Source organism: Mycobacterium sp. (assembly GCF_035274705.1).
In the GTDB taxonomy this organism is placed as follows: Bacteria; Actinomycetota; Actinomycetes; order Mycobacteriales; family Mycobacteriaceae; genus Mycobacterium.
This window is the reverse complement of record NZ_DATENY010000002.1, coordinates 21,917-48,439: the sequence shown is the minus strand read 5'-3', so window position 1 is coordinate 48,439 and position 26,523 is coordinate 21,917. Positions and strand designations below refer to the sequence as shown.

The following is a 26,523-nucleotide window of genomic DNA, read 5'->3' as shown; positions in this document are numbered from 1 at the left end:
GCTGTACCACAACTAAATAAGCCCTGCGAGGCAAGAAAGGAGACCACCATGCATCAAAAAGCGCAACCACAACGAACCACGAGCGTGCTCGGTAGTCTCCGAGCCGTCATCCCGACGCACGACAAGCTGACCTTTGCCGAAGCTCTGCGTGTTGCCGAACTGCAGGCAAACAAGCTGCTGGAACTTCATGGACTCATAGAAGTGCCGACGCCCACCGATCTCATCACGGAACTGCCGAAACTAACTATTGACTACACCGGTCGGCTGGTCTCTGGCGCGAGCTTCTGGGACACCAAACGCGGGAGTTGGATCATTCAGCTCTCCCGAGCTGAATCATGGCAGCGTCGCCGCTTCACGCTGGCCCATGAATACAAGCACATCATCGATCACGGCCGACGCCACATCCTATACCGCGGTACGCACAAGACCACCGCTGACCTACAGGCGGAACAGGCCGCTGACTACTTCGCAGGGTGCCTGCTGATCCCGCGCCGACTATTGAAACGTGCATGGGGCAACGGCATTCAGCAGACGCGCGAACTCGCCAGACTGTTCAATGTGAGTGAACAAGCGATCGGCGTCCGCATTCGACAGTGCGGATTGCTTGATGATCAGATGAGGCATCTTCCCACTCATGGGGTACTGGCGCCTGACCGCTCGATTTCAGTCAAACCTGTTCCCAGCGCACACGCTTGGCCAACGCTAAAGGAGACATCACCATGACGACAGGCGAGGGCACGTCGAGTTCTACAGACACTCTCCCCGAGTTGTCGCCAACGCTCGTATACCTCCGCGTGTCAAGCAGGCGGCAAATGGACACCGCGGTCGACATTGATCCGGACGGCCTGTCTATCGCCACCCAGCGCGAAGCATGCCTCGCCAAAGCTGCCGATCTTGGCGGCGATGTAGTGCACGAGCCGTTCGTCGAGCCGGGCGTCTCGGCGAAAACGGTTGATGAGCGCCCAGTTTTTCGCGAACTGTTGTCCTACATCCGCGAGCATCCCGGCATCAAATATGTGATCACGTACAACCGTGCCCGCGCTTTCCGTAACCACTTCGACGCCGCCATCGTCCAAGTCCAACTGCAAAAGCTCGGGGTCCGGCTCGTCACCGTGAAAGATGACTTTGGCGAAGGACCCCATGCCGTAGCGATGGAGGGGATGCTCGACGTCATGAATGGCCTGCAGAACACCCTGCAGGGCCTCGATATCCAAACCAAGATGCTGCACAAAGCCACCAACGGGGGCACCAATGGACGTGCTCCCCTCGGCTATCTCAACGTTCGCATCGAGCACGAAGGGAAGTTGATCAACACCGTTCAGCTTGATCCGAAACGTGCTCCCCTCGTACGTAAGGCCTTTGAGCTCTATGCGACAGGCGACTACGGTCTTGAACGCCTCGAAGCCACCATGGCTGATCTTGGCCTCACGGCTCGTGCTTACGGCAAGACGCCAGAACGCATAGTTTCGTTCAAACGCCTGCACTTGGTGCTTCGTGATCCGTATTACCTCGGGTACGTCCGATACAAGGGCGAGTTGTACTCCGGGCGTCACGAACCCATCGTTGACCAGGCGCTCTTCGATCGTGTGCAGGAGGTCATGAACCTGCGCAGCCAAAACGGCCAGCGGGATCGCGTCCTAACGCACTACCTGAAAGGTGCCTTGTTCTGCGACCGGTGTGAGCGAAACGAGCGCACGTCGCGGTTGATCTATACGGAAGCGCGCAATCGGAGCGGTAAGCGCTATGGGTACTTTCTCTGTCGAGGTCGGCAGGACGGGGTCTGCGACTTGCCGTACCTTCCAGCCGAAGTGGTGGAGCAAGCGATCGTTGATCATTACGCCGAACTCAAACTCCCCATTGACTTCATTGCGGAAATTCGCGAGCGGCTTCGAGCAGCGCTTTCCGACGAACAAAAGGATGTCAAAGCACGGCACGCCGCCTTGACCAAGCGGATGAAAAACCTCGATATCCAAGCCGATCGGCTGCTCGACTTGGCTGCGGATGGGTCATTGCCACAAGCGAAGATCAGAGCGAAACTCAGGCAGATTCAGCAGGATCGCACTCGAGTCGAAACCCAGATTTCAGGCACGGGCGCAGAGCTTGCGGTTGGCGTCGAGGTTCTTCTCAGTGCACTCGACCTTGTTGAGGATCCTGCAAAGCTCTATCACGAAGCCGATGACATCATCCGTCGCAATCTCAACCAGACGTTTTTCAATCGTTTCTATCTCGACGAACGAGGGGTACTAGACGACGCGTTGAAGGCACCCTTCGACGATTTTCGACAGGCGGCTCGGGTCAGATCCACCGGTGGCGGCAACGTAATCCAGCTCGCGACGGGTCTAACGAAACGAGGCCCCCAAGATTTGGGAGCCTCGAGTCGAGCAAAACAGGCCAGATCATCTGGACTTACTCTCGTCGGCATCCTTTCGGATCCCGGTTCGAGTAAGACCCCTTTGGTGGAGCTGCCGGGAATCGAACCCGGGTCCTACGGCATTCCCTCGAGGCTTCTCCGTGCGCAGTCCGCTATGCCTCTACTCGGATCTCCTGATCACGCGAACAAGTCAGGATGACGATCCCAGTCGCTGTTGGTGTCCCGATGAGTCCCGCGACCGAACTCATCGGTTGATCCCTCTAGCTGATGCCAGGGTCCGGGCCGAGGGCTTTCCCGGTCTGACAGACCAGCCGTCGCTTAGGCAGCGAGGGCGTAGTCGCGCTGATTGGAATCGGCGCTTAATTGGTTGCAACGACGCTTACGGTGGTCTCTTGCCTGCACCGGCACGCTTCCCTTGATTCGATGCGCGAAGTCGAAACCGTTCAGCCCCTCGCATCCCCGCCGACTTTCGGCGGGACATTTCATGGTACGCCAGTGACAACCAAGCACCACAACGATTTCATCCCGAATCGGTGTGTTGGCGCAGGTCACATCACGTAATTGAGGTGTTCGACGACCCGCCGGCCGACAGCCTCGTCGCCCCCGTAGACCACGGCGTCGGGGTGTTGTGCCAGCGTCGTGCGGCCACCCGCCAGTCGAGTGAACAGCAGGCCGTCGAGTGTGATCGTCGACGTCGGCTCCCGGCCGCCAAAGTCCTCGACGACCCGGCCGCGTCCCTGCATCTCCACGTGGATGGTCCGCTGGATCGGACCTGTCAGCTCGATGGTCACCCGCGAGCCGTCCGGCGCCCCACCCAGCTTGCCGACGACGAACCCCATGCTGGCTGCTATCTCGTCGAGCGCCAGCCGCCACGAAGGTCCCGCCGAGTCCGCTGCCGGCTGCTCGAGGGCGTCACGAATATCTTGTAGATGCATCCAGCAGTCGAAGACGCGGACCCTCATGAATCGGCCATAGGTGTCCGGGCCCACCGGCGTCGCGGTGATCGCGTTCCATACCTCATCGGACATGCCCGCCAAGGTGGTACACCGCTGGGCGACCGTGGCCCGGAACTTCTCAAGCAGCTCAGCGGGGGCGACGCCACGCAGCTTGCGCACCCAACGTTCGTTCAGCATGCCGACGTCGTTGCGGACGTGTTTGAGCACCGACACGTCGGCATCGGCGTCCGGAGTCGCGACGCCATGCAGCATCGACTCCGTGCCGATCACGTGCGCGACGACATCATGTACCGACCACCCCGGCAGCGACGTCGCCGTCTGCCACTGCGATTCGGTGAGGCCGGCGACCAGCTCGTCGATCTCGTTCCATACGGCCGAAAGGCCGTCGACCACGTCGGAGCGGTCGAGATTTGTCACCGGTCGCGAAGGGCTGTTCACTCGGCCGAACGTAGCGCTCGCGGCCGCCGAGCGTCCGCAAAATGCACACCAGAAGCGGCGTGTCGCTGTACAAACACGGGCGCTCGCGGGGAAGGGGCTCGCGCCTACTCACCGGTCAAGCGGCCGGCGAACGTCACGATTGCCGAGAAGAACAAGAACAAGAAGCCGACCGCTGTAAACACTGGTATGGGTCCGAACACGGTTGCGGGGAGAGCGAACGCAGTATCCGGGCCGTGTTCGACAATGCGCGCCGCAATGCGCCGTGTGTGCGTTCTTTGACGAAGTGGATGCGTTGGGGCACAGGCGTTCCGCGCTCAGCGGTGAACTCGGCGCAAGCTTCTACCAGGTCGGCATTGCCGATGTGGTGAGCCGCTGGTTCGGGCGCTCACTGACCCTCCCGTTTGCCAACGACATCCCATCTTAACGGCACGAACGTACACGTTACCCTGCGGCGATCATGGCCACCGACGCAAGCGCGAGCACCATGCCGATTGTTTGCCAGCGAGTGACTCGTTCGCGGAGCACGACGATTGCCAGCAGCACCGTCGCGGCCGGGTACAGAGACATCAGCACGCCCGCCAACGACAGCAACGACGCCTGCAGTGCGAGCAGCATCGCAACGTTGGCGCCGGTGTCGAGTACCGCGGCCAGCACCGCCAACCGCAGGGGTGTGCCGGTCGGCGGGCGCAGGTTCGAGCTCATCGCGGCGATGACGATCACCAGCATGCTGGCCGAGACGCGCGCGAACACCAGCGGCCACAACTTGGCCTCCACCGGCGCCTGGCTAATCAGCACGAAGTTCAGCCCGAACGCGAGGCCAGACCCGACCGTCAACCACGCGACGCGAGTGGTGAACCTGTGCGGCCTGACGTCTTCGTCGGTCGCCTCGCGGCTCACCAACACCACTGCGACCAACGCCAGCACCACGCCGATCGCCGCGATGAATCCGGGCCGCTCCCCCGTCGCCAGGCCGACGCCGACGGGGACCGCCGCGACCAGGATCGCGGTCAGCGGCGATACCACCGAGATCGGCCCCGCGCCCAGCGCGGCGTAGAACCACCACACACCGAATGCCTGCGAGACGCCGCACAATGCGCCCCAGAAGACGGCGCTGTGGGTGACCTGCCCGCCGACGACCACAGCGAGGACGGTCAGCAGCGCCATGGCGATCGGATAGGACACCAGCACGACCCGCAGCGCCGCTACCCTCCGCGACGCCAGCCCGCCGACGAAATCGCTGATGCCGTAGCCCAGCGCTGAGGCCAGCGCCAGCGCGACGCCGATCAGGTCATGCCCTTCATCCGCCGGCCCAGCTCTCGGGTCACCTCCCGCTGCGCGTCGCGACGGGCCATGTCTTGACGCTTGTCATGCGCCTGCTTGCCGCGCGCCAGTGCCAGTTCGACCTTCACCTTGCCCTCGGCGAAGTACAGCGACAGCGGCACCAGCGTCAGGTTGCCGTCCCGGATCTTGCCGACCAAATTGTCAATCTCTTTGCGGTGCAACAACAGTTTCCGGTTACGCCGTGGCGGGTGGTTCGTCCAGCTGCCGTGGTGGTACTCCGGGATGTGCAGGTTGCGCAGCCAGATCTCGCCGTCGTCGACGGTGGCGAACGCATCGGCCAGCGACGCCTGACCCTCGCGCAGGCTCTTGACCTCGGTGCCGACCAGCTGGATGCCGGCCTCGTAGGTGTCGATGATCGAATAGTTGTGTCGCGCTTTGCGATTCGTCGCGACGATCTTGTTGTTACTGGACCTCGTCGGGTCGGCTTTCTTGGCCACGGCTAACGACGTACGTAGAGTCGCAGCGTGACGTAGGCCGTGGCCGCGGCCATCGCTACGCCGACGAACAACAGAATCGGAGAGATGTAAAGGATGTCCGCGTAATCGATTCTGGCGATCAGATTGGCTTTATAGAACTGGTCGAGCGCGTTCTCCAGGAACATCGCTCGCACCAGGACCAGCCCGATGATCGAGATCACCACACCGATGAACGCCGCAAGCATCGCCTCCACGAGGAACGGTAGCTGGGTATACCAGCGGCTCGCCCCAACCAGTCGCATGATGCCGATCTCGGTGCGACGGGTGTAGGCCGCGACTTGAACCATGTTGGCTATCAACAACACCGCGCCGACCGCCTGCAACAACGCCACCGCGAACGCCGCGTTGGACAGCCCGTCGAGCACCGCGAAGAGCCGGTCGATCAAGTCCTTCTGGTTCAACACGTTGAGCACGCCGGGCTGGCCGACGATCGCCTGGTCGAAATCCTTGTGCTGCTCAGGATTGTCGAGTTTGACGATGAACGAGGCCGGGAACGCTTCCTTGCCCGCCACGTCCTTGTATTGCGGAAACTTCTTGATCGCGTCGTTGTAGGCGTCGTCGCGGTTCAAAAACCGCACCGACTTCACATCGTCGCGCTTTTCGATCTGCGACCGCAGCGCCTTGCACGGGTCGGCGTCGCAGGTCGGGTCGTTGGCCGACACGTCGTTGGTCAAAAAGACCTGGCTCTCCACGCGGTCGAGATAGATGTTGCGGGAGTTGTCGGCCAGCCGCACCACCAACAAACCGCCACCGAACAGACCGATGGAGATGGCCGTGGTCAGGATCATGGCCACCGTCATGGTGACGTTGCGGCGAAGCCCGGTCAGAACTTCATTTATGAGGAAGCCGAAGCGCACTTAGCGGTCCATTCCGTAGACGCCGCGCTGCTCGTCCCTGATGAGCCTGCCGAGCTCCAGTTCGACGACGCGCTGACGCATCGAGTCAACGATGTGGTGGTCATGTGTGGCCATCAGCACCGTCGTCCCGGTGCGGTTGATCCGCTCGAGCAGATCCATGATGTCCTTGCTGGTCTCCGGGTCGAGGTTGCCGGTCGGCTCGTCGGCCAGCAGCACCAGCGGACGGTTGACGAATGCGCGGGCGATCGCGACCCGCTGCTGCTCACCGCCGGACAGCTCGCCCGGCAGCCGGTTGGCCTTGCCCGACAGGCCGACCATCTCCAGCACGTCGGGCACCACGCGGTTGATCACTTCGGCGCGCTTGCCGATGACCTCTAGCGCGAAAGCGACGTTTTCGAACACGGTCTTCTGCTGCAGCAGCCTGAAGTCCTGGAACACGCAGCCCATGACCTGGCGCAGGCTGGGGATGTGACGGCCTGCCAGCTTGTTGACGTGGAATTTCGACACCTGGATATTGCCCGACGTGGGTGTGTCCTCGGCCAGCAACAGCCGCATGAACGTCGACTTACCCGACCCCGACGGGCCGATCAGGAAGACGAACTCACCCTTGTCGATCTGGAGCGACACGTTGTCGAGTGCCGGCCGGGCCGACGACTTGTACTGCTTTGACACGTGGTCGAGGGTGATCATCACGGCACGCCAGTGTAGCGGTCGCAGCAGGTCGGGCCGGTGAGGCTATCTCGGCGGCACCGTCGTCGTCGGTGCGGGCCCTAACGGCGCCGTCGTCGGCGTGGTCGTCGGCGTGGTGGTCGGCGTCGTGGTGATGGTTTGCGGGGGCATCGGCCCGGGACCGTCCGGGTCGATCACCGTCGTGGTCGGCGTCTCCGTCGGAGACGTCGGGCTGGTGGTCGATGTCGGGCTGGTCGTCTCTGTCGGGCTGGTCGTAGTCGGTGTGGTCGTTGTGGTGGTCGTGGTGTACTCGGGCTCCGTCGGCCGCTGCACGTTCGTCCGCGGCACCCAGGTGTAGTTCGGGTCGGGAACGAAACCGGGCGGCACGACCGCGGTTGACGGCGCTTCCGTGGCAGCGGGCGTGGGTTCGAAGTTGTGGTACACCCAGAACAACGCGAGGAACGCGACGATGAGCACCAACGTCGAGACCCGCATCCGGCCGAACTTGGCCTTCAACCACGAGGTCACTTTTGCTGCTCCGGCCGGCCCTGCGTCTCTTCCTCGGCGCCGCCGGCCGTCGCCGGGTGCACGATGGCTTCCACCATCGGTGCGTTGCCGTCCGTGGGCGAAGCCACACCTGCGCGGCGCAGCGCGCGAACGACCAGCACGCGTATCCGGCGGCCCACCTCGAACTGTTTGCCCGGCAGCGTGCGCGCGACCATCCGCAGGTTCACCGTGTCGAGCTCGATGCTTTCCACGCCCATCAGCTGGGGAGCGTCCAGAATCAGCGCGCGCAGCCCCGCGTCGTCCATTGCCTTCTCTGCGACGTCGTGCAGCACGTCGTTGACCAGGTTGAGGTCCGCCGACGTCGGAACCGGGATGTCGATGACGGCGCGCGCCCAGTCCTTGGACAGATTCACGGTCTTGACGATCTGGCCGTTGGGGATGGTGTACATCTCGCCCTCGGTCGACCGCAGCTTGGTGACGCGAAGCGTGACGTCCTCCACGGTGCCTTCGGCGGGCGCGTTGATGCCGGCGACCGTGAGGGAGACCAGGTCACCGAAGCCGTACTGCTTCTCGGTGATGATGAAGAACCCGGAGAGCAGGTCCTGCACCACGCGCTGCGCGCCGAAACCCAGTGCGGCGCCCAGCACGGCGGCGGGCGCGACCAGGGATCCGACCGGGATCGCGAGGATCGAGGTGACCTGCACTATCACGATGACGAACAACAGCGCGACCGTCACCCAGGAGATCACCGAGGCGACCGCCTGGCGGTGCTTGGCGCTCTCCGTGCGCACCAGCTGGTCGCTTTCCTGATATTCGGCGTCGATCCGCCGAACGATTCGCCGAGCGCCCCAGTTGATGAACCGGGCGGCCAGCAGGCCGCCAATCAGATAGAGCGCGATCGGTACGCCCCTGATGAGGAGCCAGTCGCCGATGGTGCCGGTCCAAAAACCTTCCCAGCGTTCGGCAATCGATGTTGCAAGCAGTGTGCTATTCGTCATCTCGCCTGTTGCGCCACCGGATTCCCGCTTCGAGGAACCCGTCGATGTCTCCGTCTAGTACCGCAGCCGGATTGCCGACCTCGTAGTCGGTGCGCAGGTCCTTTACCATCTGGTACGGGTGCAACACGTAGGACCGCATTTGATTGCCCCACGAGCTGCCGCCGTCACCCTTCAACGCATCCAGCTCAGCACGTTCTTCTAAACGCTTGCGTTCCAATAACTTTGCCTGAAGCACTCGCATCGCTGACACCTTGTTCTGCAGCTGCGACTTCTCGTTCTGGCAAGTCACCACGATACCGGTCGGGATGTGGGTGAGTCGAACGGCGGAGTCGGTGGTGTTGACCGACTGACCGCCCGGGCCGCTGGAACGGTACACGTCAACCCGCACATCGCTTTCCGGAATGTCGATGTGGTCGGTGGTCTCTGTGACCGGTAGCACTTCCACTTCGGCGAAAGACGTTTGGCGCCGTCCCTGATTGTCGAACGGGCTGATTCGCACCAGCCGGTGCGTGCCTTGCTCCACCGACAATGTCCCGTACGCGAACGGCGCGTGCACCGCGAATGTCGCGCTCTTGATGCCGGCCTCTTCGGCGTAGGACGTGTCGAACACCTCGACGCCATAGTTGTGCTGCTCCGCCCAGCGGATGTACATCCGCATCAGCATCTCGGCCCAGTCTGCGGCATCGACGCCACCGGCGCCGGAGCGGATGTTGACCAGCGCCTCGCGTTCGTCGTATTCGCCGGAGAGCAGCGTGCGCACTTCCATCACTTCGATGTCCTCGCGCAGCTTCTTCAGTTCGGCGTCTGCGTCGGCGAGCGCATTGTCGCCCTCCGCCCCTTCTTCCTCCATGGCCAGCTCGTACATCACCGGCAGGTCATCGAGGCGCTGCCGGAGTTCCTCGACCCGTCGCAGCTCACCCTGGGTATGGGACAGCTCACTGGTGACCTTCTGGGCGCGGGTCTGGTCGTCCCAGAGATGCGGGTCGGAGGCTTCGTGTTCGAGCTTTTCGATGCGACCGCGCAGACCCTCGACATCGAGCACCCGCTCCACCGTGGTCAGGGTGGAGTCGAGGGCGGCGATATCGTCTTGACGGTCAGGATCCACGAAAGTTCAGCGTACCGGCGGGGCAGTTCTTCCTGACCGGCGGCAGCGGGCGGGGTGCACGTTTAGCATCGGGTTGGTAACCAGCCCGGCTGGAAAGGTAGGTATGCGCCCATACCACGTGGCGATCGTTGGTTCAGGCCCCTCGGGGTACTTCGCCGCGGCATCGCTGTTGAAATTCGCCGATACGACCGACGACGCCGACGTGCGCGTGGACATGCTGGAGATGCTGCCGACGCCGTGGGGCCTGGTGCGCTCCGGTGTGGCGCCGGACCATCCGAAGATCAAGTCGATCAGCGCCCAGTTCGAGAAGACGGCCACCGATCCGCGGTTCCGGTTCTTCGGCAACATCGTGGTCGGCGACCACGTGCAGGCCGCCGAATTGGCCGAGCGCTACGACGCGGTGGTCTACGCCGTCGGCGCGCAGTCGGACCGCTCGCTGGGCATACCGGGCGAAGACCTGCCCGGCAGTGTCGCCGCCGTCGACTTCGTCGGGTGGTACAACGCGCACCCGCACTTCGAGGAGATGGCGCCGGATATATCGAGCGGTCGCGCAGTTGTGGTGGGCAACGGCAACGTCGCGCTCGATGTGGCGCGCATCCTCGTCACCGACCCCGATGTGTTGGCCACCACCGACATCGCCGACCACGCGCTGAAGTCCTTGCACGACCGCGGTGTTGAAGAGGTGTTGCTCATCGGACGCCGCGGTCCGCTTCAGGCGCCGTTCACCACCCTGGAGTTGCGCGAGCTCGGCGACCTCGAGGGTTTGGGGGATGTAGACGTCATCGTCGACCCTGCCGATTTCGCGGACATCTCCGACGCCGATCTCGAGGCGGTCAACAAGACGGTGCGCAACAACATCAAGGTGCTACGCGGATACTCCGAGCGCGAGCCGCGTGGAGCCAAGCGCCGCATCGTATTCCGGTTCAGGACGTCGCCGATCGAGATCAAGGGCGACGAACGCGTGGAGGCGATCGTGTTGGGCCGCAACGAGTTGGTCGACGACAACGGCCGCATCGTGGCGAAGGACACCGGTGAGCGCGAAGAGGTGCCGGCGCAGCTGGTGGTGCGCGCCGTCGGCTACCGCGGTGTGCCGACGCCCGGCCTGCCGTTCGACGAGCGCAACGGCACGATTCCGCACAGCGACGGCCGGATCGAGGGCAGCCGCAACGAGTATGTGGTCGGCTGGATCAAACGCGGACCCACCGGTGTGATCGGCAGCAATAAGAAGGACTCGCAGGAAACCGTCGACACGCTGATTTCGGACCTGTCGGGGGCTTCGTTGTCAGATGTCGAGGCGGACTACTCCGAGAAGCTCGTCGAGTGGCTGTTGGAGCGGCAGCCGAAGCTGATCACCGACGACCACTGGAAGCTGATCAACGATTACGAACGCAAAGCGGGCGAACCTCATGGCCGTCCGCGGGTCAAGGTGTGCAGCGTGGCGGAGCTGCTGCGGATCGCACACGGCTGAGCTAGCGCGACGGCTGCGGCGCGAAGTTCCAGTTGTCCGGATTCTTCGGCGAGTACGCGACGGGGAACAGCTGCCCCATCGTCGGCCATTGGTCGACGTCGACGGCCAGACTCTGATAAACCACGTGCTCGTTGACCGTCGGTCCGTTGATGACCCCGGTGATCGTGACGAGTTGTTCACCGGTCGCGTCGGGCTTCGGGCTCACGCCGGTGACCAGCAGCGTGCCCTGCATCCAGTCGCCGCCGATACCGCGGCGTCGCATGATCCATGGCCGGGCCAGCAGCACAAGCGCCCCGATCAACACCACCGCCACCGCGAGTTCAATCACACCGACATGGTAGGACTGCTGCCATGACGACCCTAAGACGAACGCGAGTGAGGATCGCAGCGAGGGACGAGCGAGGACCGGAACGAGTCGAGGCGTGAGCACGGTCCAAGATGACGTGGCGCTCGCGCTGCGGCTGGCCGATCAGGCCGATGCGCTCACGACGGACCGCTTCGGCGCGCTGGACCTGCATGTCGATACAAAACCCGACTTGACGCCGGTGACCGATGCCGACCGCTCGGTGGAAGCCGCGCTGCGCGACACGCTCTCGCAGGAGCGGCCCGACGATCCCGTGCTCGGCGAAGAGTTCGGCGGCACAGCGGTTTTCAGTGGCCGGCAGTGGGTGATCGACCCGATCGACGGCACCAAGAGCTTCGTCCGACGCGTGCCGGTGTGGGCGACGCTGATAGCGCTGCTGCACGACGGGGTCCCCGTCGTTGGCGTGGTGAGTGCGCCCGCACTGCTGCGACGCTGGTGGGCCGCGTCTGGTGAGGGCGCGTTCGCGTCGGTTGCGGGTGGCACACCACGACAGGTGACGGTGTCCGCGGTCGGCCAGATCGAGTCGGCGAGCCTGTCGTTCTCCAGCCTGTCCGGATGGGCGAAGTTGGGCCTTCGCGACCGGTTCATCGACCTGACCGACACCGTTTGGCGCGTGCGCGGCTACGGCGACTTCCTGTCCTACTGCCTGCTGGCCGAGGGCGCCGTGGACATCGCCGCGGAACCCGAAGTGTCGCTGTGGGATCTGGCGGCGCTCGACATCTTGGTGCGCGAAGCCGGCGGAGCGTTTACGAGTCTGGATGGCGCCGCCGGACCGCACGGAGGCAGCGTCGTCGCGACGAACGGTCTGCTGCACGATGCCGTTCTGAGCAGGCTCAGCGACGGGTAGCCTGGCGGTCGGAGGGACGCCATGGATCCGTTCACCGTTGCAACGAAATACTGGCACCGCCTCGACGACGGCAGGATCCAGTGCGATGTGTGCCCGCGAGCCTGCAAGCTGCGCGAGGGTCAACGCGGCCTGTGCTTCGTCCGCGCCCGCGTCGACGATGCGATCGTGCTCACCAGCTACGGGCGGTCCAGCGGTTTCTGCGTCGACCCCGTCGAGAAGAAGCCGTTGAATCACTTCCTGCCCGGATCGGCGGTACTGTCGTTCGGCACAGCCGGCTGCAACCTGGCATGCAAGTTCTGCCAGAACTGGGACATCTCCAAGTCGCGGGAAACCGACACGCTCGCCGACCAGGCGACACCGCAGGAACTGGCTGCGGTGGCAGACGAAATAGGTTGTCGCAGTGTGGCATTCACCTACAACGACCCGACGATCTTCTGGGAGTGCGCGGCCGATATCGCCGACGCCTGCCACGAGCGCGGCATCAAGGCGATCTCGGTGACCGCGGGCTACATGTGCGCGCGGCCGCGCGCCGAGTTCTACCGACACATCGACGCCGCGAACGTCGACCTCAAGGCGTTCACGCAAGCCTTCTATCACCGAATTTGCGTGGGGCACTTGGCCGATGTGCTCGACACGTTGGTGTACCTGCGGCACGAAACCGACGTCTGGCTCGAGATCACCACGCTGCTCATCCCCGGACACAATGACAGCGATGCTGAGATCGCCGCGGAGTGCGCCTGGATTCGCGACAACCTCGGTGTCGATGTTCCGTTGCATTTCACCGCATTTCACCCCGACTACAAGATGACGGACACACCGCCGACACCGCCGCAGACGCTGTCGCGGGCCCGTCGCATCGGGATGGCTGAGGGCTTGCGGTTCGTCTACACCGGCAATGTCCACGACGCCGAGGGCGACACCACGCGCTGCCCGGGTTGTGGGGACGCCGTCGTCGTCCGCGACTGGTATGCGATGCGGCGGTATGCCCTGACCGACGACGGCCGCTGTCAGCGATGCGAAACACAACTTCCTGGCGTATACGACGGGCCCGTTGGTACCTGGGGCGCGCGGCGGCTGCCGGTATTGGTTTCGCACTAGCTCCAGGTGCGTAGGTGCTCGGCGATCTTGTCGACATCGGGAAGTGCACCGGTTGCGACTTGGATGACGAATTCGAAACGGTCGTCCTCGGGGCCATTGATCCACTGGCCGTTGATGGCGAGGAGTGTTCGGCAGGCCGTCCACGCGAGTCGCTTGTTGCCATCCATCAGCGCATGGTTGCGCGCCAGAGACTGCATCAGCGCGGCGGCCTTGACGTGGAGATCTGGGTAGGCATCCTGACCGAATACCGACGCGCGGGGGCGCGCCAGGGCTGATTCAAGCAAGCCAAAGTCGCCGACCACGACGTCCCCGCCGACGGCCGCATGCGCAATGTCGAGCAGGTCGTCGAGATCGAGGTACTCGGTCACGCGTCCTTAAGGCGCTCAAGAACACCGGCTTCCTCGCGCACCACGCGCTGCAGCGCGGCGGCGACCTTGGCCTTGTGCGTCCGTCGGGCGATGTATTCGTCGATGGCCGACAGCGCAACGGCCTGCATCGACCGACCCTCGACGGCGGCCTGTCGACGCAGCGCTTCTGTCTGCTGCTCACTGGTCCGCAGAGTCATTCCCATGCGGTGATGATACCGGAGTGATACCACTCGCCGGGGTGCGGCTGAACTTGTGAATTCGCTTACAAAGCCCGATACCTTACTCTGGAGTCAGTTAGGTACGCGCGGACTTCCCACCAGCAAGCGAGGCAGCCGAGATGACCAACACCCTGCCGTCCAAGGACGGATCCAAGGCGCGACCCAAGCGCGCCGAGAGCGCCGTCGGGCTGCACAAACACCGGCGCACCCCGACGGACATCGGGCTGGCTCTGATCACACCGCTGGTCGGCCAGGAGTTCCTGGACAAATACAAGCTGCGCGACCCGTTCAATCGCGGGCTGAAGTACGGCGTCAAGCAAGTCTTCAGCGTCGCCGGCGCCACGACCCGTCAGTTCAAGAAGGTATCGGGTTCCAAGAGCGGGCCGACCCGGCTGAAGCGCAGCGGCGCGGACTACTTCGACCTGACGCCGGACGACGAACAGAAGATGATCGTCGAGACCGTGAGCGAGTTCGCCGAAGAGGTCATGCGCCCCGCCGCCCACGACGCCGACGAGGCGGCCACCTATCCCGAAGAGCTCGTCTCCAAGGCGGCCGAACTCGGCATCACAGCCATCAACGTGCCCGAGGATTTCGAGGGCATCGCGGACCATCGCGCCGCCGTGACGAATGTGCTTGTGGCAGAAGCCTTGGCCTACGGCGACATGGGCTTGGCGTTGCCGATACTTGCGCCCGCAGGCGTCGCGTCCGCAATCACGCACTGGGGCAGCGCAGACCAGCAGGCCAGCTATCTCAAGGAGTTCGCCGGCGAGAACGTGCCGCAGGCGTGCGTGGCGATCGCCGAACCGCAGCCGCTGTTCGACCCGACCGCGTTGAAGACGACGGCCGTGCGCACTCCCAGCGGCTACCGCCTGGACGGCGTCAAGTCCTTGGTTCCGGCGGCCGCGAACGCTGAATTGTTCATCGTGGCAGCGCAACTCAACGGTAAGCCAGCGCTGTTCATCGTCGAGTCCTCGGCCAAGGGCCTGACCGTCACGCCCGACCGAAGCATGGGCATCCGCGCGGCGGCGCTCGGCCAGGTGGAACTCGACCGCGTCACGGTGCCGCTTTCGGCGCGGCTCGGCGAGGAGGAGGCGCCACCGGCCGACTCAGACCGGATCTACTCGGAAGCCATCGCGCTGTCGCGGCTCGGCTGGGCGGCGCTGGCCGTCGGAACCGCCCACGCCGTGCTCGACTACGTGGTGCCTTACGTCAAGGAGCGTCACGCATTCGGTGAGCCCATCGCCCACCGCCAGGCGGTGGCGTTCATGTGCGCGAACATCGCGATCGAATTCGATGGGCTGCGGCTGATCACGTGGCGCGGAGCGTCCCGCGCCGACCAGGGCCTGCCGTTCGCCCGCGAGGCCGCCCTGGCCAAGCGGCTCGGCACCGACAAGGGCATGCAGATCGGCCTGGACGGCGTGCAGTTGCTCGGCGGCCACGGCTACACGAAGGAACATCCGGTCGAACGCTGGTACCGCGACCTGCGGGCAATCGGTGTGGCCGAAGGCATTGTCGTCATCTAGCGGAGTCATCTAGCGGAAAGACCAACAATGACAATCAATCTGGAACTACCGCGCAAGTTGCAAGCGGTCATCGAAAAGGCGCACCAGGGTGCCGCCGAGATGCTTCGCCCGATCTCACGCAAGTACGACTTACGTGAGCACGACTACCCCGTCGAGCTGGACACCCTGGCCACCCTGTTCGAAGGGATCTCGGCGGCCAAGACCATCTCGTTCGCCGGCGCTGAGGCATTCCGCGACGGTGACGAGCCCAAGGATGCCAACCACAACGGCGGCAACATGTCGGCGGTGCTCAACGTGATGGAGATCAGTTGGGGCGACGTCGCATTGATGCTGTCGGTACCGCGCCAGGGCCTCGGAAACGCCGCGATTTCCGGCGTCGCGACCGACGAACAGCTGGAACTGCTGGGCAAGGATGTCTGGGCGGCGATGGCGATCACCGAGCCGAGCTTCGGCTCCGACTCGGCGGCGGTGTCGACGACCGCCAAGCTCGACGGCGACGAGTATGTGATCAACGGCGAGAAGATCTTCGTCACGGCCGGATCGCGTGCCACGCACATCGTGGTTTGGGCGACGCTGGACAAATCGCTTGGGCGCGCGGCGATCAAGTCGTTCATCGTGCCGCGGGAACATCCGGGTGTGACCGTCGAGCGCCTCGAAGACAAGCTGGGCATCAAGGCCTCAGACACCGCGGTGATCCGGTTCGACAACGTCCGCATCCCCAAAGAGAATCTGCTTGGCAGCCCAGAAATCCACGTGGAGAAGGGCTTTGCCGGGGTCATGGAGACCTTCGACAACACCCGGCCCGTCGTCGCGGCGATGGCCGTCGGCATCGCCCGCGCGGCGCTCGAGGAGCTGCGCAAGATCCTCACCGACGCCGGCGTCGAGATCTCCTACGACAAGCCCGCCCATGCGCAGAGCGCTCCCGCCGCGGAATTCCTGCGGATGGAGGCCGACTGGGAAGCCGCGTATCTGTTGACGGTGCGCTCAGCCTGGCAGGCCGACAACGACATCCCGAACTCCAAGGAAGCGTCGATGGGCAAGGCCAAGGCGGGACGGGTGGCCAGCGACATCACGCTCAAGGCCGTCGAATTCGCCGGCACCGTCGGGTATTCCGAGCGGACACTGCTCGAGAAGTGGGCGCGCGACAGCAAGATCCTCGATATCTTCGAAGGCACGCAGCAGATTCAGCAGCTGGTGGTCGCCCGCCGGCTGCTTGGCCTGTCGTCGTCCGAGCTCAAGTAGCGTTCTAGCGCGAGCAGACGCAAAACTGCCCTAATTTCGCAAAAAATGGGCAGGTTTGCGTCTGCTCGGCCCAAATCAGAAGCCGCTCTGGACGATCACACGCGTTCGACCGGTGACGCCGCCACCTTTGATGGTGTGCACTGTCGTCGGCAAATCATCCGAGCCCATGACCAAACGCAAAAGCCCCCGACTGGAGCGTCGGGGGCCGTTGCGTGTTCGGTTGTCAGCCGAGGTAGGAGATCAGGTCGGGCTTCATCTGCTGAAGCTGCGCACCCCAGTAATTCCAGTTGTGGGTGCCGTTGGGCGGGAAGTTGAACACGGCGTTCTTGCCGCCCGCGGCGATGTAATTGTCGCGGAACGTCTCGTTGGTCCGGATCGTCAGGCCCTCGAGGAACGTGGCAGGGAGGTCGCCGCCACCCAGCTCGTTAGGTGTGCCGTTGCCGCAGTACACCCACAGGCGGGTGTTGTTCGCCACCAACGCCGGGATCTGGATCATCGGGTCGTTGCGCTTCCATGCGCTGTTCGGGTCCTCGGTCGGGCCCCACATGTCGTTCGCCTTGTACCCGCCTGCGTCGCCCATCGCCATGTTGATCAGGAACGGCCATTGGCCTTCGGACGGGTTCAGGAACGCGGACAGCGATCCGGCATAGATGTACTCGTCGGGGTGATATACGGCCAGGATCATCGCGGAGTTGCCCGCCATCGAGAGCCCGACCGCGGCGTTGCCCTGGGCGGACACGCTTCTGTTGGACGCCAGCCACTGCGGCAGCTCGCTGGTCAGGAAGGTCTCCCATTTGTAGGTCTGGCAGCCGCTCTTGCCGCACGCGGGCGAATACCAGTCGGAATAGAAGCTGGACTGGCCGCCCACCGGCATCACGATCGACAGCGGCGACTGGTAGAACCACTCGAACGCCTGGGTGTTGATATCCCAGCCGTTGTAGTCGTCCTGGGCCCGCAGGCCGTCGAGCAGGTACACCGCATGCGAGCCGGTGCCCTTCTGGAACTGAATCTTGATGTCTCGGCCCATCGACGGTGATGGCACCTGCAGGTACTCGACCGGCAGGCCTGGCCGCGAGAACGCGCCTGCGGTTGCAGACCCTCCGGCTAGACCGACCACGCCAGGTAGCAGTGCCGCCGCAATGGCTGCCACCGCGAACCGGCGCGCCCAATGGCCACGAATCTTGTCAACGAACCTCATAGGAGCAATTCCATCCATCTTCCGGTTACCGCGTACCACGCTTCCCCGACGATCACAGATCGCCATTCGGCACCGCAGCACTTGCTTTACTGCGCTGTCGCGCCCGCTCGACTGAGCCCGGTGCGGCGGAAGAGCGGACCGAGAAAACTTCCAGTTGTGCGTCTGCAGTAAAACATGTGACCAGCACCGGAGGAACCCCGACTGGCCTTACCTGCCACATTCGGGTGTGAGAAAGGCGTTGACGTCAGCGTTAGTTCTCGGGGCATATGGGCCGTAGGCTGCCGCTCATGGCGAGGGGCCGGGCCACTGCGAACAGCCGGTTGTCGGTCGACGACTGGATTCAGGCCGGCTTCGCGATCCTGGCCGAAGAGGGCATCAAAGCTCTCAAGATCGAACGGCTGTGCCGCCGTCTTGGAGTGACCAAGGGCAGCTTTTATTGGCACTTCACCGACATCGCGGGGTACCGCTCCGCGCTCGTGCAGGCGTGGGGTGAATTGCGCGACGACGACCGGCGCCATTTCGGCGAGCTCGCCGGCCTGCCACCGCGTGAAAGGCTCTCGCAGATGATGACGTCGCTGGTCAGTCCGCGTCACTGGACTCTGGAGAGGGCGATGCGGGAGTGGGCCCGCACCGACGCCGCCGCCGCGGCCAGCGTGCGTGCGGCCGATCAGCGGGTGCTCAACGCCGTACGGCAGGCGTTTCTGGATTTCGGATTCGACGCCGACGACGCCGACCTGCGTGCCAACGCCACGTTCGCGGCGGGCATCGGGCTCCTGCACCTGGCGGGACGACAACCGAACCCGGAGGCAGTGGAACGCCACGAACGCTTCCTGGACCTCATGCTGAGTCGCTGAGCATCGCTCGAGACTGCGGGGAGATCGCGAAATCTGCGTAGATCGCGATCTGCGCGCAGTCTCGGCGTGCGCTTTCCATACTGCAAAGTATGGTGATGTCGCCGCCTTGCTGCGGGCAGCGCTCACACTGGGGACGAAGGTGTCACGGACCGCAATGGTGTGAAAGGGATTCCCATGGCCGATGATCTGCGAGGCCGCATTAGCAACTTCTTTCAGAGACGAGTGGCCAACCCGCTGATGCGGCGAAGTCCAATCCAGACGCTGCTGGAGACCACGGGACGCAAGACCGGTGAACCCCGCCGCACTCCCCTGGGCGGCAGCCGCGTCGGCGACCAGTTCTGGTTCGTCTCGGAATTCGGCGACAGGTCGCAGTACGTGAAGAACATCCAAGCGAACCCGAACGTGCGGGTGCGGCTGCGCGGCCGCTGGCACAACGGCATCGCGCATCTGGTTCCCGATGACGACCCTCGCGAGCGGCTGCGGTCGCTACCGCAGTTCAACAGCTTCGGCGTGCGCACGTTCGGCACGAACCTGCTCACGATTCGGGTCGACCTGGCGGATTGACGCTGGATTCGACCTGTACAACCCGGACAACCCGAATCAACCGCCCTACACGCCCGAGTTCTTGGAGCGCTATCGCGAGGCGCAGATCGCGCGCAATCGCCGAATCACCAAGTGGGTCAAGGAGAAACTTGCCGAACTCGAGGCCGCGGGCCGACCTGACGACGAGTTCGCCTTCGTCGTGCACGACACGATGGCCGACCCGCGCTGGCTGGATCCGGCCGTCGATCCCAACGAACGCGCCACGGGTACGACCTATCTGGGCGATCCTCAGGTGGTGAACATGAGCCCCGTCGGCCTGGCCCGGTTCTGCACACTGCGCAGCTGGCTTTCGCAATGGAGCTACGACGACGCCAACGGCGATGCCGTGCGGTGCGGACCCGACATCGCGGTACCCACCCTGGTCATCGGCAACCTGGCTGACAACGCCTGCACGCCCGGCCACACTCACCGGCTGTTCGACGCGATCGGGCATGCTGATAAGGAGATGCATGAGATTTCCGGCTCCAGCCACTACTACTCGGGCCCTGACCAACGGCCGACGTTGCGCGAGGCGGTCGCCATCGTCACCGATTGGCTGACGAGGCACGGTTTCGCGCAATGACCACCGGTGCGCTCGATGGCATTCGCGTTCTGGAGGTCGGCACGCTGATCTCCGGGCCGTTCGCGGGACGGCTGCTCGGCGATATGGGGGCCGAGGTCATCAAGATCGAGCCGCCGGGAGCGCCGGATCCGTTGCGGACATGGGGGCAGGCCGAACTCGACGGCCATCACTTCTTCTGGACCGTGCACGCGCGCAACAAGAAAGCCGTGACGCTGAACCTGCGCGAGGAGGCGGGCCGGACCCTGTTCCTCGACCTGGTCGAGCGCTCGGATGTGATCGTGGAGAACTTCCGGCCCGGCACGCTCGAGAAATGGAACCTCGGTTACGACGTGCTGCGCGAACGCAACCGCGGCATCATCCTGGTCCGAGTCTCCGGCTACGGCCAGACCGGACCGGAGGCTCACAAGGCCGGATACGCCTCGGTGGCCGAGGCGGCCAGCGGGCTGCGGTACATGAACGGGTTTCCCGGCGGGCCGCCGCCGCGGTTGGCGCTGTCGCTGGGCGACAGCCTGGCGGGCATGTTCGCCGCGCAGGGCGCGCTGGCCGCTTTGTACCGACGCTCGGTCACCGGCGAGGGCCAGGTCGTCGATGCCGCGCTGACCGAATCCTGTTTGGCCATTCAGGAATCCACCATCCCCGACTACGACGTCGGCGGGGTGGTGCGCGGACCGTCGGGCACGCGGCTGGAGAGGATCGCGCCGTCGAACATCTATCGCAGCGCCGACGGCAGCTGGGTGGTGATCGCGGCCAACCAGGACACGGTGTTTCGCCGGTTGTGTGCGGCGATGAAACAGCCGGAGCTGGCGACCGACGACCGGTTCGCCAATCACGTTGCGCGCGGACGCAATCAGGACGAGCTCGACAAGATCATCGGCGCCTGGGCGGCCGAGCGGCAGCCCGGCGAGATCATCGACACGCTGTCAGCCGCGGGGGTGATCTCCGGACCGATCAACACCGTCGCCGAGGTGGTCGACGACCCGCAGCTGAAGGCACGCGGCATGCTGGTCGAACATTTCGACGAACGCATCAACCGCCCGGTGCTCGGCCCCGGCATCGTGCCCGTGCTCTCGGAGACGCCGGGCAGCGTGCGCAATGCTGGGCCCGCGCGGCCGGGTCAGCACAACGACGAGATCTACCGCGGCCTGCTCGGGCTGGGCGACGCCGAGCTCGACGACCTGCGGGACAAGGGAGTGCTATGACCGAGCTACCTGCACACGTCGACATTCGTGAGGTGTCGCTGCGCGACGGCTTGCAGATCGAGGATCCAATTCCGTTGTCGGCCAAGCTCGAACTGCTCTCAGCCGTCGCCGCTACCGGCGTTCGGGAAGTGGAGGCGACGGCGTTCGTCTCGCCGTCGAAGGTGCCCGCGCTGGCCGATGCGGCTGAACTGGCCGCCGAGCTGGCCGCTTTCGACGGCATCGAATTCTCCGCACTGGTGGCCAGCCCGAACGGCGCCAAGCGCGCGATCGCCGCAGGGCTGCGGTCGATCGAGTACGTGGTTTCGGCCGCCGACGGGCACAGCCGCGCCAACGTCGGCCGCTCTACCGCGGAGGCGACCGCGCAGATCCCGGAGATCGTCGCCATAGCCCACGACAGCGACGTTTCGGTCGAGGTCATCATCGCCACAGCGTGGGACTGCCCGTTTGACGGACCCACACCGCCCGAGCGCGTGGTCGACGTCGTCACCGCCGCATGCCGACACCGCGTCGACCGGCTCGCCGTCGCCGACACGATCGGCACCACCACCCCGCGGCGGGTCAGCGATCTCATCGAACGCATCCGCCCACTGATCGGCGACATCCCGCTCGGCGCTCACTTCCATAACACTCGCGGAGCCGGTCTGGCGAGTGCGTACGCGGCGGTGAGCTCGGGTGTCACCCGGCTCGACGCTTCGGTGGGCGGGCTGGGTGGGTGCCCGTTCGCGCCGGGTGCCAGCGGCAACATCGCCACCGAGGACCTCGTCTACCTGCTGCGCGACAGCGGAATCCACGTCGACGTCGACCTGCGGGCCACGATCACCGCTGCAGAGGTGGCGCAACGCGTGGTTGGCCACGACCTTCCGAGCTCGTTGCTGCGCGCGGGCGACCGCATGCTCGGCGAGTAACTCATGATTCGTCATCTGGCCCACAGAATTCGCTTCGCGAAGGTAACGCCGTGGCGGAGATTTCGAACAAATCCCGCCACCACGTTACGCACGCTGCCAATGAACGCCGGGCTCTGAGCTGTGCCAGCCGAGACGCTCAGCGCCAAGGGCCGCCAAACGCGGCTCGCCATCGAACAGGCGGCGCGCAAGCTGTTCGCGGAGCGGGGGTTTCACGGCACCACGCTCGCCGATATCACCTCCGCCGCCGGTAAGTCACCCGCAGTGTTTTACCGATACTTCGCCGACAAGGAGGACCTGCTGGCCGCCCTGGCCGACTCATTCCTGCACGAGACCGTGGCGCCGTCGGGGTCGGCTATCGGACTACCAAGTTCACCGGACGACGACGCATTCTTCGCCGCCGTGGTGACCGGCTACTGGAACATGTTCAAGCAGAACATCGGCATCATGATCGCGGTGGCCCAACTCGCCGCCACGCAGCCGCGATTCGCCGCGGTGCAGAACGAGTTTCGCCGCTTCGGCATGGACATCGTCGCGGCCTCGGTGCGCCGCGCACAGGAGCAGGGCTACGGTGACGAACTCGACCCGCAGCACACCGCCGCGGCGATCGCCCTGCTGTTCGAGAACTTCACCACCGTCTTCGTCGGAACATCCGGCCTCGGGCTCGAGATCAGCGACGCGGATGCCATCGCCACCCTGTCGAGAATCTGGAAGAAGACGCTGTACGGCTTTTGATCAAAGGAGATCACCGTGGATTTCGCTCTCCCCGAACACCTTCCCGGACTGCTCGAGGAGATGGACGCCTTTATCGAGGCGGAGATCAAACCGCTGGAGCGCGACCACATGCAGTACTTCGACCAGCGCCGCGAGAACGCCCGCACCGACTGGGACAATGGTGGCATTCCGCGACGCGAGTGGGAGGACCTGCTCGGCGAGATGCGCAAGCGTGCGGATAAAGCAGGATGGCTGCGCTACGGGTTGCCTGCACGGTTCGGTGGCCGCGACGGCGCCAATCTGGATATGGCCGTCATCCGGGAACACCTGGCGCACAAGGGTCTTGGGCTACACAACGATCTGCAGGATGAGTCGTCGATCGTCGGGAACTTCCCGCAGGTCATCATGATGGACCGGTTCGGAACCGACGACCAGAAGGCCCAGTGGTGCGAGGCGCTGATCACCGGTGAGCGGTCGATGGCGTTCGGGTTGACCGAGCCGGGCCATGGATCCGACGCGACATGGTTGGAGACTCGCGCCGAACCCGACGGCGAAGGCTGGGTCATCAACGGCGCCAAGCGCTTCAACACCGGTGTGCACCGAGCCACCCACGACCTGATCTTCGCCCGGACGTCCGGCGAGCCGGGCCAAGCCCACGGCATCACCGCGCTCCTGGTGCCCACCGACACGCCCGGTTTCACCGTGCCGTACTACTGGTGGACGTTCAACATGCCCACCGACCACGGCGAAGTCGAGCTCAAGGATGTCCGCGTGCCGGCCGACGCGGTGCTCGGCGAGGTGGACCGCGGCCTCGAGGTCGGGCAGACGTTCTTGCACGAGAACAGGATCCGTCAAGCCGCCAGCAGTTTGGGCGCCGCGCAGTATTGCATCGACCGAGCGGTCGGCTACGCCAACGAACGCAATGTGTTCGGCAAACCGCTGTCGGTGAACCAGGCCGTGCAGTGGCCTTTGGTGGAGCTGCAGACCGAGGCGCAGATGGTGCGGCTGCTGGTGTACTACGCGGCCTGGCACCTGGACCACGAGCACCACATGGAGGTCTCGGACAAGGTGTCGATGGCCAACTACCGCGCCAACCGGCTGGTGTGCGAGGCTGCTGACAGGGCCATGCAGGTGTTCGGCGGAGTCGGGTACAGCCGTCACGAGCCGTTCGAACACATCTACCGCCACCACCGCCGCTACCGGATCACCGAGGGCGCCGAGGAGATTCAGATACGGCGAGTGGCGCAGCGGCTGTTCGGATTCGGCAAGCGTTGACTACCGAAGAGTTGGCGACCGGCCTGGCCAAGGTGCTGGGCGGCGACGTCGTCGTCGAGAATCTGCGCCCGCTGACGGGCGGGGCCAGCCGGACGACGTGGGCGTTCGACGCCGTGGCCGACGACCGGCGACCGCTGATCCTGCGCACCGGTCCCCCCGACGACGTGCACGCCGGCATGGAGCTCGAGGCCCGTGTTCAGCAGCGTGCTGCGGCCGCGGGAGCGCCGGTCCCCCACATCCTTGCTGCCGCTAATTCGCCTGCGGCACTGGGCAATCCATACCTGATCTGTGAGGCGATCGAGGGTGAGACGATCGTGCGGCGGATCCAGCGTAGCCTCGATGACGAAGGCCGTCAGCGCTTGTTGCGGCAGTGCGCGCAGGCATTGGCCGCCATCCATCGGGCCGACCCGTCCGGCGCCGGCCTGTCAGACAACGACCAACTCGCCGAGTGGCGGCAGCGGCTCGACGAAATAGGCGACACCACGGCGACTTTCGAGTGGGCGTTTCGCTGGCTGTCCGCGCACCCGCCGCCGTCGTCGCCGCAGCGGCTGGTGCACGGCGACTTTCGGATGGGCAACCTGATCGTCGACGAATCCGGGTTGGCGGCCGTGCTGGACTGGGAGCTCGTGCACCTCGGCGAGGCGTACGAAGACTTGGCGTGGTTCTGCATCCGGGCGTGGCGTTTCGGCGCGCCCGAGCATCTCGGCGCCGGCGGGCTCGGCAGCGTCGAGAGCTTTCTGTGCGTCTACGAAACGGCTGCCGGCACGACTGTCGACCGCGACGCCTTCCGGTGGTGGTTGACGCTGGCCACCCTGCGCTGGGGTGTGATCTGCCGGTTCCAGGCCGAGCGTCACCTGTCGGGCCAGACGCCGTCGGTGGAACTGGCCGCGATCGGCCGGCGCATCGCCGAAACCGAATGGGATGTGCTGGATCTGCTGGAGGGAGGCGGCCCGCGATGAGTATCTATGGACGGCCGACCGCGGCCGAACTCGTCGCGGCCGTTGCCGACTTCCTCGATAACGACGTGCGCGCCGCCACCGCGCCCGATGCCCAGGTCAACTTCCACGCCCGCGTCGCCGCCAATGTGCTGCGCATCGTCGAACGGGAACTCCTCGACGAATCGGCAGGCGAAGCCACCGATGCGCTAGCCGGCCTTGGTTTCGCCGAGGAAGCCCAGCTAGGCGCCGCCATCCGCGCCGGCGATCTCGACCACCGGGCCGGCGACGTCCTGCCCGCCCTGCGCACGCTCGTCGGCCACCGGCTGGCGATCGCCCATCCGGGATACGACGAATCGTGAGGTCACACCCGTCGCGCACGGGCAAGCCACGCCGGCTCGTCGACGCGTGTGCCGACCGGCAGTCCAAGCGCTTCGGCATGTGCTTCCCCGACCACCCCGCGATACGTCGTGGTGTCCAGGGCTTCAAGCACCCAGCCGTCGCCGAACGCTCCCCTGATGACCGCCTCGCTGACCTGCGGCCCGAAGCCGCGACCCGCGTCGGACAGCGCGAGCACGTGGACCAGGCCGCCCGGCCGGGTCGCGGCGTGCAGGCTGCGGACGTACTTCGAGCGGTCGGTGTCGCCGAAGATGTGGAACAACGCGCTGTCCACGATCGTGGTGTAGAGCGGCTCGTCGCCGAGGTTCATCGCGTCGGCCACCTCGAAACGCGCGTCGACGCCCTTGTCTGCGGCGTTTGCCCGGGCCTGCTCGATCGCATGCGGCGAAAAGTCGACTCCGAGCACGTCATAACCCAGCCGGGTGAGCAATATCGTGTGTTCGCCGGTCCCGCAACCGACGTCGAGCACCTTGCTGCGGATCCAGCCGGCCCGTTGCAGCTCGACGATCGCGGGTTGGGGCTCGCCGATCACCCACGGCGCGCTGCGGGACTTGTAGGCCTCGTCAAACCGGGAGAGGGTAGGTGTTGGGTCCATAGAACGCAGTGTTCTACCTCAACCAAGCTTGAGGTCAAGGGAGGACAGCGGATGTCCATCGCCGATGCCGAGGCCATCGCCGACGTAGCCGATCGGCTGTTCGACGCGATCGAGAACAGCGATATCGCGCTGCTTGAGGAGATGTGGAACGACGACATCATCGTCTGGAAGGTCGCCGACCGTGAGCGCGACAAGGACCGCGCCCTGCGGGTCATCACGTGGTTCGTCAACGCGACGACGGACCGCCGCTATGAGATCCTCGACCGTCAACTGTTCGACGGTGGATTCGTCCAGCAGCACATCCTGCATGCCAACGGTCGCAACGGCGGATCGATCTCCATGCGGGTCTGCATCGTGATCAAGTTGGGGACCAACGGTCTGATCAGCCGCATCGACGAATACTTCGACCCCGCAGAAATGGCCCCACTGCTGGAGAGGTGA

28 protein-coding genes, 1 other RNA gene and 3 pseudogenes are annotated in these 26,523 nt (G+C 64.7%); 18 read left to right on the top strand and 14 right to left on the bottom strand.

Translation table 11 applies throughout. The features are described from left to right. Positions 1-48: 48 nt before the first annotated feature. A complete protein-coding gene (locus VJV41_RS00420) occupies positions 49-723 on the top strand; it encodes an ImmA/IrrE family metallo-endopeptidase (protein WP_325329952.1) in 675 nt (224 codons plus the stop codon). Beyond that, positions 720-1,778: pseudogene (locus VJV41_RS28905) on the top strand (recombinase family protein); the annotation flags it as partial. The gene VJV41_RS00420 and the pseudogene VJV41_RS28905, both read left to right, overlap by 4 nt. A gap of 676 nt (positions 1,779-2,454) precedes the next feature. On the opposite strand, the gene ssrA reads toward VJV41_RS28905, so the two are convergent. Beyond that, positions 2,455-2,822, bottom strand: a transfer-messenger RNA (tmRNA) gene (gene ssrA, locus VJV41_RS00405). A gap of 97 nt (positions 2,823-2,919) precedes the next feature. Further along, positions 2,920-3,765 (bottom strand): maleylpyruvate isomerase family mycothiol-dependent enzyme, encoded by an 846-nt coding sequence (locus VJV41_RS00400; RefSeq protein WP_325329946.1) that lies wholly within the window; start codon positions 3,763-3,765, stop codon positions 2,920-2,922. Positions 3,766-4,001: 236 nt separating this feature from the next. On the opposite strand from VJV41_RS00400, the pseudogene VJV41_RS00395 reads away from it, so the two are divergent. Continuing rightward, positions 4,002-4,096: pseudogene (locus tag VJV41_RS00395) on the top strand (AAA family ATPase); the annotation flags it as partial. Positions 4,097-4,206: 110 nt separating this feature from the next. On the opposite strand, the gene VJV41_RS00390 reads toward VJV41_RS00395, so the two are convergent. Genes VJV41_RS00390 through prfB form a run of 7 tightly spaced genes read right to left on the bottom strand, consistent with a single transcriptional unit; the run spans position 4,207 to position 9,718 of the window. Then, a complete protein-coding gene (locus VJV41_RS00390) occupies positions 4,207-5,052 on the bottom strand; it encodes a DMT family transporter (RefSeq protein WP_325329984.1) in 846 nt (281 codons plus the stop codon). Further along, a complete protein-coding gene (smpB, locus tag VJV41_RS00385; RefSeq protein ID WP_325329944.1) occupies positions 5,049-5,543 on the bottom strand; it encodes an SsrA-binding protein SmpB in 495 nt (164 codons plus the stop codon). Before smpB ends, VJV41_RS00390 begins: the two co-directional genes overlap by 4 nt. 2 nt (positions 5,544-5,545) lie before the next feature. Beyond that, positions 5,546-6,439, bottom strand: coding sequence for a permease-like cell division protein FtsX (gene ftsX, locus VJV41_RS00380; protein WP_325329942.1), 894 nt, complete (start codon positions 6,437-6,439; stop codon positions 5,546-5,548). Continuing rightward, the gene (gene ftsE / locus VJV41_RS00375) at positions 6,440-7,129 is read right to left on the bottom strand and encodes a cell division ATP-binding protein FtsE (RefSeq protein WP_325329982.1); all 690 of its coding nucleotides are present in this window, start codon (positions 7,127-7,129) and stop codon (positions 6,440-6,442) included. It lies immediately after the preceding gene. A 45-nt stretch (positions 7,130-7,174) separates the two neighbouring features. Next, the gene (locus tag VJV41_RS00370; RefSeq protein WP_325329940.1) at positions 7,175-7,636 is read right to left on the bottom strand and encodes a hypothetical protein; all 462 of its coding nucleotides are present in this window, start codon (positions 7,634-7,636) and stop codon (positions 7,175-7,177) included. Continuing rightward, positions 7,633-8,613 (bottom strand): mechanosensitive ion channel family protein, encoded by a 981-nt coding sequence (locus tag VJV41_RS00365; protein WP_325329938.1) that lies wholly within the window; start codon positions 8,611-8,613, stop codon positions 7,633-7,635. Before VJV41_RS00365 ends, VJV41_RS00370 begins: the two co-directional genes overlap by 4 nt. Then, on the bottom strand, positions 8,603-9,718 hold the full coding sequence (gene prfB / locus VJV41_RS00360) for a peptide chain release factor 2 (RefSeq protein WP_325329936.1): 1,116 nt from the start codon (positions 9,716-9,718) through the stop codon (positions 8,603-8,605). Before prfB ends, VJV41_RS00365 begins: the two co-directional genes overlap by 11 nt. A 103-nt stretch (positions 9,719-9,821) precedes the next feature. On the opposite strand from prfB, the gene VJV41_RS00355 reads away from it, so the two are divergent. Then, on the top strand, positions 9,822-11,186 hold the full coding sequence (locus tag VJV41_RS00355) for an FAD-dependent oxidoreductase (RefSeq protein WP_325329934.1): 1,365 nt from the start codon (positions 9,822-9,824) through the stop codon (positions 11,184-11,186). A 1-nt stretch (position 11,187) separates the two neighbouring features. Here the strand turns inward: VJV41_RS00355 and VJV41_RS00350 are convergent, their stop codons facing one another. Beyond that, positions 11,188-11,514 (bottom strand): hypothetical protein, encoded by a 327-nt coding sequence (locus tag VJV41_RS00350; RefSeq protein ID WP_325329932.1) that lies wholly within the window; start codon positions 11,512-11,514, stop codon positions 11,188-11,190. Between the two features lie 94 nt (positions 11,515-11,608). Here VJV41_RS00350 and hisN point away from each other — a divergent pair, with 94 nt between their 5' ends. Together hisN and amrS are read left to right on the top strand one after the other, a co-directional pair. Then, positions 11,609-12,397 (top strand): histidinol-phosphatase, encoded by a 789-nt coding sequence (gene hisN, locus VJV41_RS00345; protein ID WP_325329930.1) that lies wholly within the window; start codon positions 11,609-11,611, stop codon positions 12,395-12,397. A 21-nt stretch (positions 12,398-12,418) separates the two neighbouring features. Beyond that, positions 12,419-13,495: an AmmeMemoRadiSam system radical SAM enzyme gene (gene amrS, locus VJV41_RS00340; RefSeq protein WP_325329928.1), complete on the top strand. Its 1,077-nt coding sequence runs from the start codon at positions 12,419-12,421 to the stop codon at positions 13,493-13,495. On the opposite strand, the gene VJV41_RS00335 is transcribed toward amrS, so the two are convergent. Together VJV41_RS00335 and VJV41_RS00330 are read right to left on the bottom strand one after the other, a co-directional pair. Continuing rightward, positions 13,492-13,863, bottom strand: a complete 372-nt coding sequence (locus VJV41_RS00335) for a type II toxin-antitoxin system death-on-curing family toxin (protein WP_325329926.1) — start codon at positions 13,861-13,863, stop codon at positions 13,492-13,494. The genes amrS and VJV41_RS00335 overlap by 4 nt on opposite strands. Then, a complete protein-coding gene (locus VJV41_RS00330; RefSeq protein WP_325329924.1) occupies positions 13,860-14,066 on the bottom strand; it encodes a CopG family transcriptional regulator in 207 nt (68 codons plus the stop codon). Before VJV41_RS00330 ends, VJV41_RS00335 begins: the two co-directional genes overlap by 4 nt. A 134-nt stretch (positions 14,067-14,200) precedes the next feature. Here VJV41_RS00330 and VJV41_RS00325 point away from each other — a divergent pair, with 134 nt between their 5' ends. Continuing rightward, positions 14,201-15,604, top strand: a complete 1,404-nt coding sequence (locus VJV41_RS00325; RefSeq protein ID WP_325329923.1) for an acyl-CoA dehydrogenase family protein — start codon at positions 14,201-14,203, stop codon at positions 15,602-15,604. 27 nt (positions 15,605-15,631) lie between these two features. Further along, positions 15,632-16,846 carry an acyl-CoA dehydrogenase family protein gene (locus VJV41_RS00320; RefSeq protein WP_325329921.1) on the top strand — a complete coding sequence of 405 codons (1,215 nt, stop codon included), beginning with the start codon at positions 15,632-15,634 and terminating at the stop codon, positions 16,844-16,846. 223 nt (positions 16,847-17,069) lie between these two features. On the opposite strand, the gene VJV41_RS00315 is transcribed toward VJV41_RS00320, so the two are convergent. Continuing rightward, positions 17,070-18,044 (bottom strand): alpha/beta hydrolase family protein, encoded by a 975-nt coding sequence (locus VJV41_RS00315; protein ID WP_325329919.1) that lies wholly within the window; start codon positions 18,042-18,044, stop codon positions 17,070-17,072. A 287-nt stretch (positions 18,045-18,331) separates the two neighbouring features. Between VJV41_RS00315 and VJV41_RS00310 the strand changes: the two genes are divergently transcribed. The 9 genes and pseudogenes from VJV41_RS00310 (at position 18,332) to VJV41_RS00270 (ending at position 25,450) form a co-directional block, all read left to right on the top strand. After that, complete coding sequence (locus VJV41_RS00310; protein ID WP_325329917.1) at positions 18,332-18,898, top strand: TetR/AcrR family transcriptional regulator; 567 nt, start codon at positions 18,332-18,334, stop codon at positions 18,896-18,898. A 174-nt stretch (positions 18,899-19,072) separates the two neighbouring features. Continuing rightward, a complete protein-coding gene (locus VJV41_RS00305; RefSeq protein ID WP_325329915.1) occupies positions 19,073-19,462 on the top strand; it encodes a nitroreductase/quinone reductase family protein in 390 nt (129 codons plus the stop codon). Then, a pseudogene (locus tag VJV41_RS00300) lies at positions 19,461-20,063 on the top strand (alpha/beta hydrolase); the annotation flags it as partial. The gene VJV41_RS00305 and the pseudogene VJV41_RS00300, both read left to right, overlap by 2 nt. Next, a complete protein-coding gene (locus VJV41_RS00295; protein ID WP_325329913.1) occupies positions 20,060-21,262 on the top strand; it encodes a CaiB/BaiF CoA-transferase family protein in 1,203 nt (400 codons plus the stop codon). The pseudogene VJV41_RS00300 and the gene VJV41_RS00295, both read left to right, overlap by 4 nt. After that, the gene (locus VJV41_RS00290; protein ID WP_325329911.1) at positions 21,259-22,167 is read left to right on the top strand and encodes a hydroxymethylglutaryl-CoA lyase; all 909 of its coding nucleotides are present in this window, start codon (positions 21,259-21,261) and stop codon (positions 22,165-22,167) included. The genes VJV41_RS00295 and VJV41_RS00290 overlap by 4 nt, the downstream gene beginning before the upstream one ends. 120 nt (positions 22,168-22,287) lie before the next feature. After that, positions 22,288-22,899, top strand: a complete 612-nt coding sequence (locus VJV41_RS00285; protein ID WP_325329909.1) for a TetR/AcrR family transcriptional regulator — start codon at positions 22,288-22,290, stop codon at positions 22,897-22,899. A gap of 15 nt (positions 22,900-22,914) precedes the next feature. Then, positions 22,915-24,153 (top strand): acyl-CoA dehydrogenase family protein, encoded by a 1,239-nt coding sequence (locus VJV41_RS00280; RefSeq protein ID WP_325329907.1) that lies wholly within the window; start codon positions 22,915-22,917, stop codon positions 24,151-24,153. After that, positions 24,150-25,112: a phosphotransferase family protein gene (locus VJV41_RS00275; RefSeq protein WP_325329905.1), complete on the top strand. Its 963-nt coding sequence runs from the start codon at positions 24,150-24,152 to the stop codon at positions 25,110-25,112. The genes VJV41_RS00280 and VJV41_RS00275 overlap by 4 nt, the downstream gene beginning before the upstream one ends. Continuing rightward, positions 25,109-25,450 carry a DUF6285 domain-containing protein gene (locus tag VJV41_RS00270; protein ID WP_325329903.1) on the top strand — a complete coding sequence of 114 codons (342 nt, stop codon included), beginning with the start codon at positions 25,109-25,111 and terminating at the stop codon, positions 25,448-25,450. The genes VJV41_RS00275 and VJV41_RS00270 overlap by 4 nt, the downstream gene beginning before the upstream one ends. A gap of 2 nt (positions 25,451-25,452) precedes the next feature. Here VJV41_RS00270 and VJV41_RS00265 read toward each other — a convergent pair whose 3' ends face one another. Further along, positions 25,453-26,082: a class I SAM-dependent methyltransferase gene (locus tag VJV41_RS00265; RefSeq protein ID WP_325329901.1), complete on the bottom strand. Its 630-nt coding sequence runs from the start codon at positions 26,080-26,082 to the stop codon at positions 25,453-25,455. A gap of 51 nt (positions 26,083-26,133) precedes the next feature. Between VJV41_RS00265 and VJV41_RS00260 the strand changes: the two genes are divergently transcribed. Next, the gene (locus VJV41_RS00260; protein ID WP_325329899.1) at positions 26,134-26,523 is read left to right on the top strand and encodes a nuclear transport factor 2 family protein; all 390 of its coding nucleotides are present in this window, start codon (positions 26,134-26,136) and stop codon (positions 26,521-26,523) included.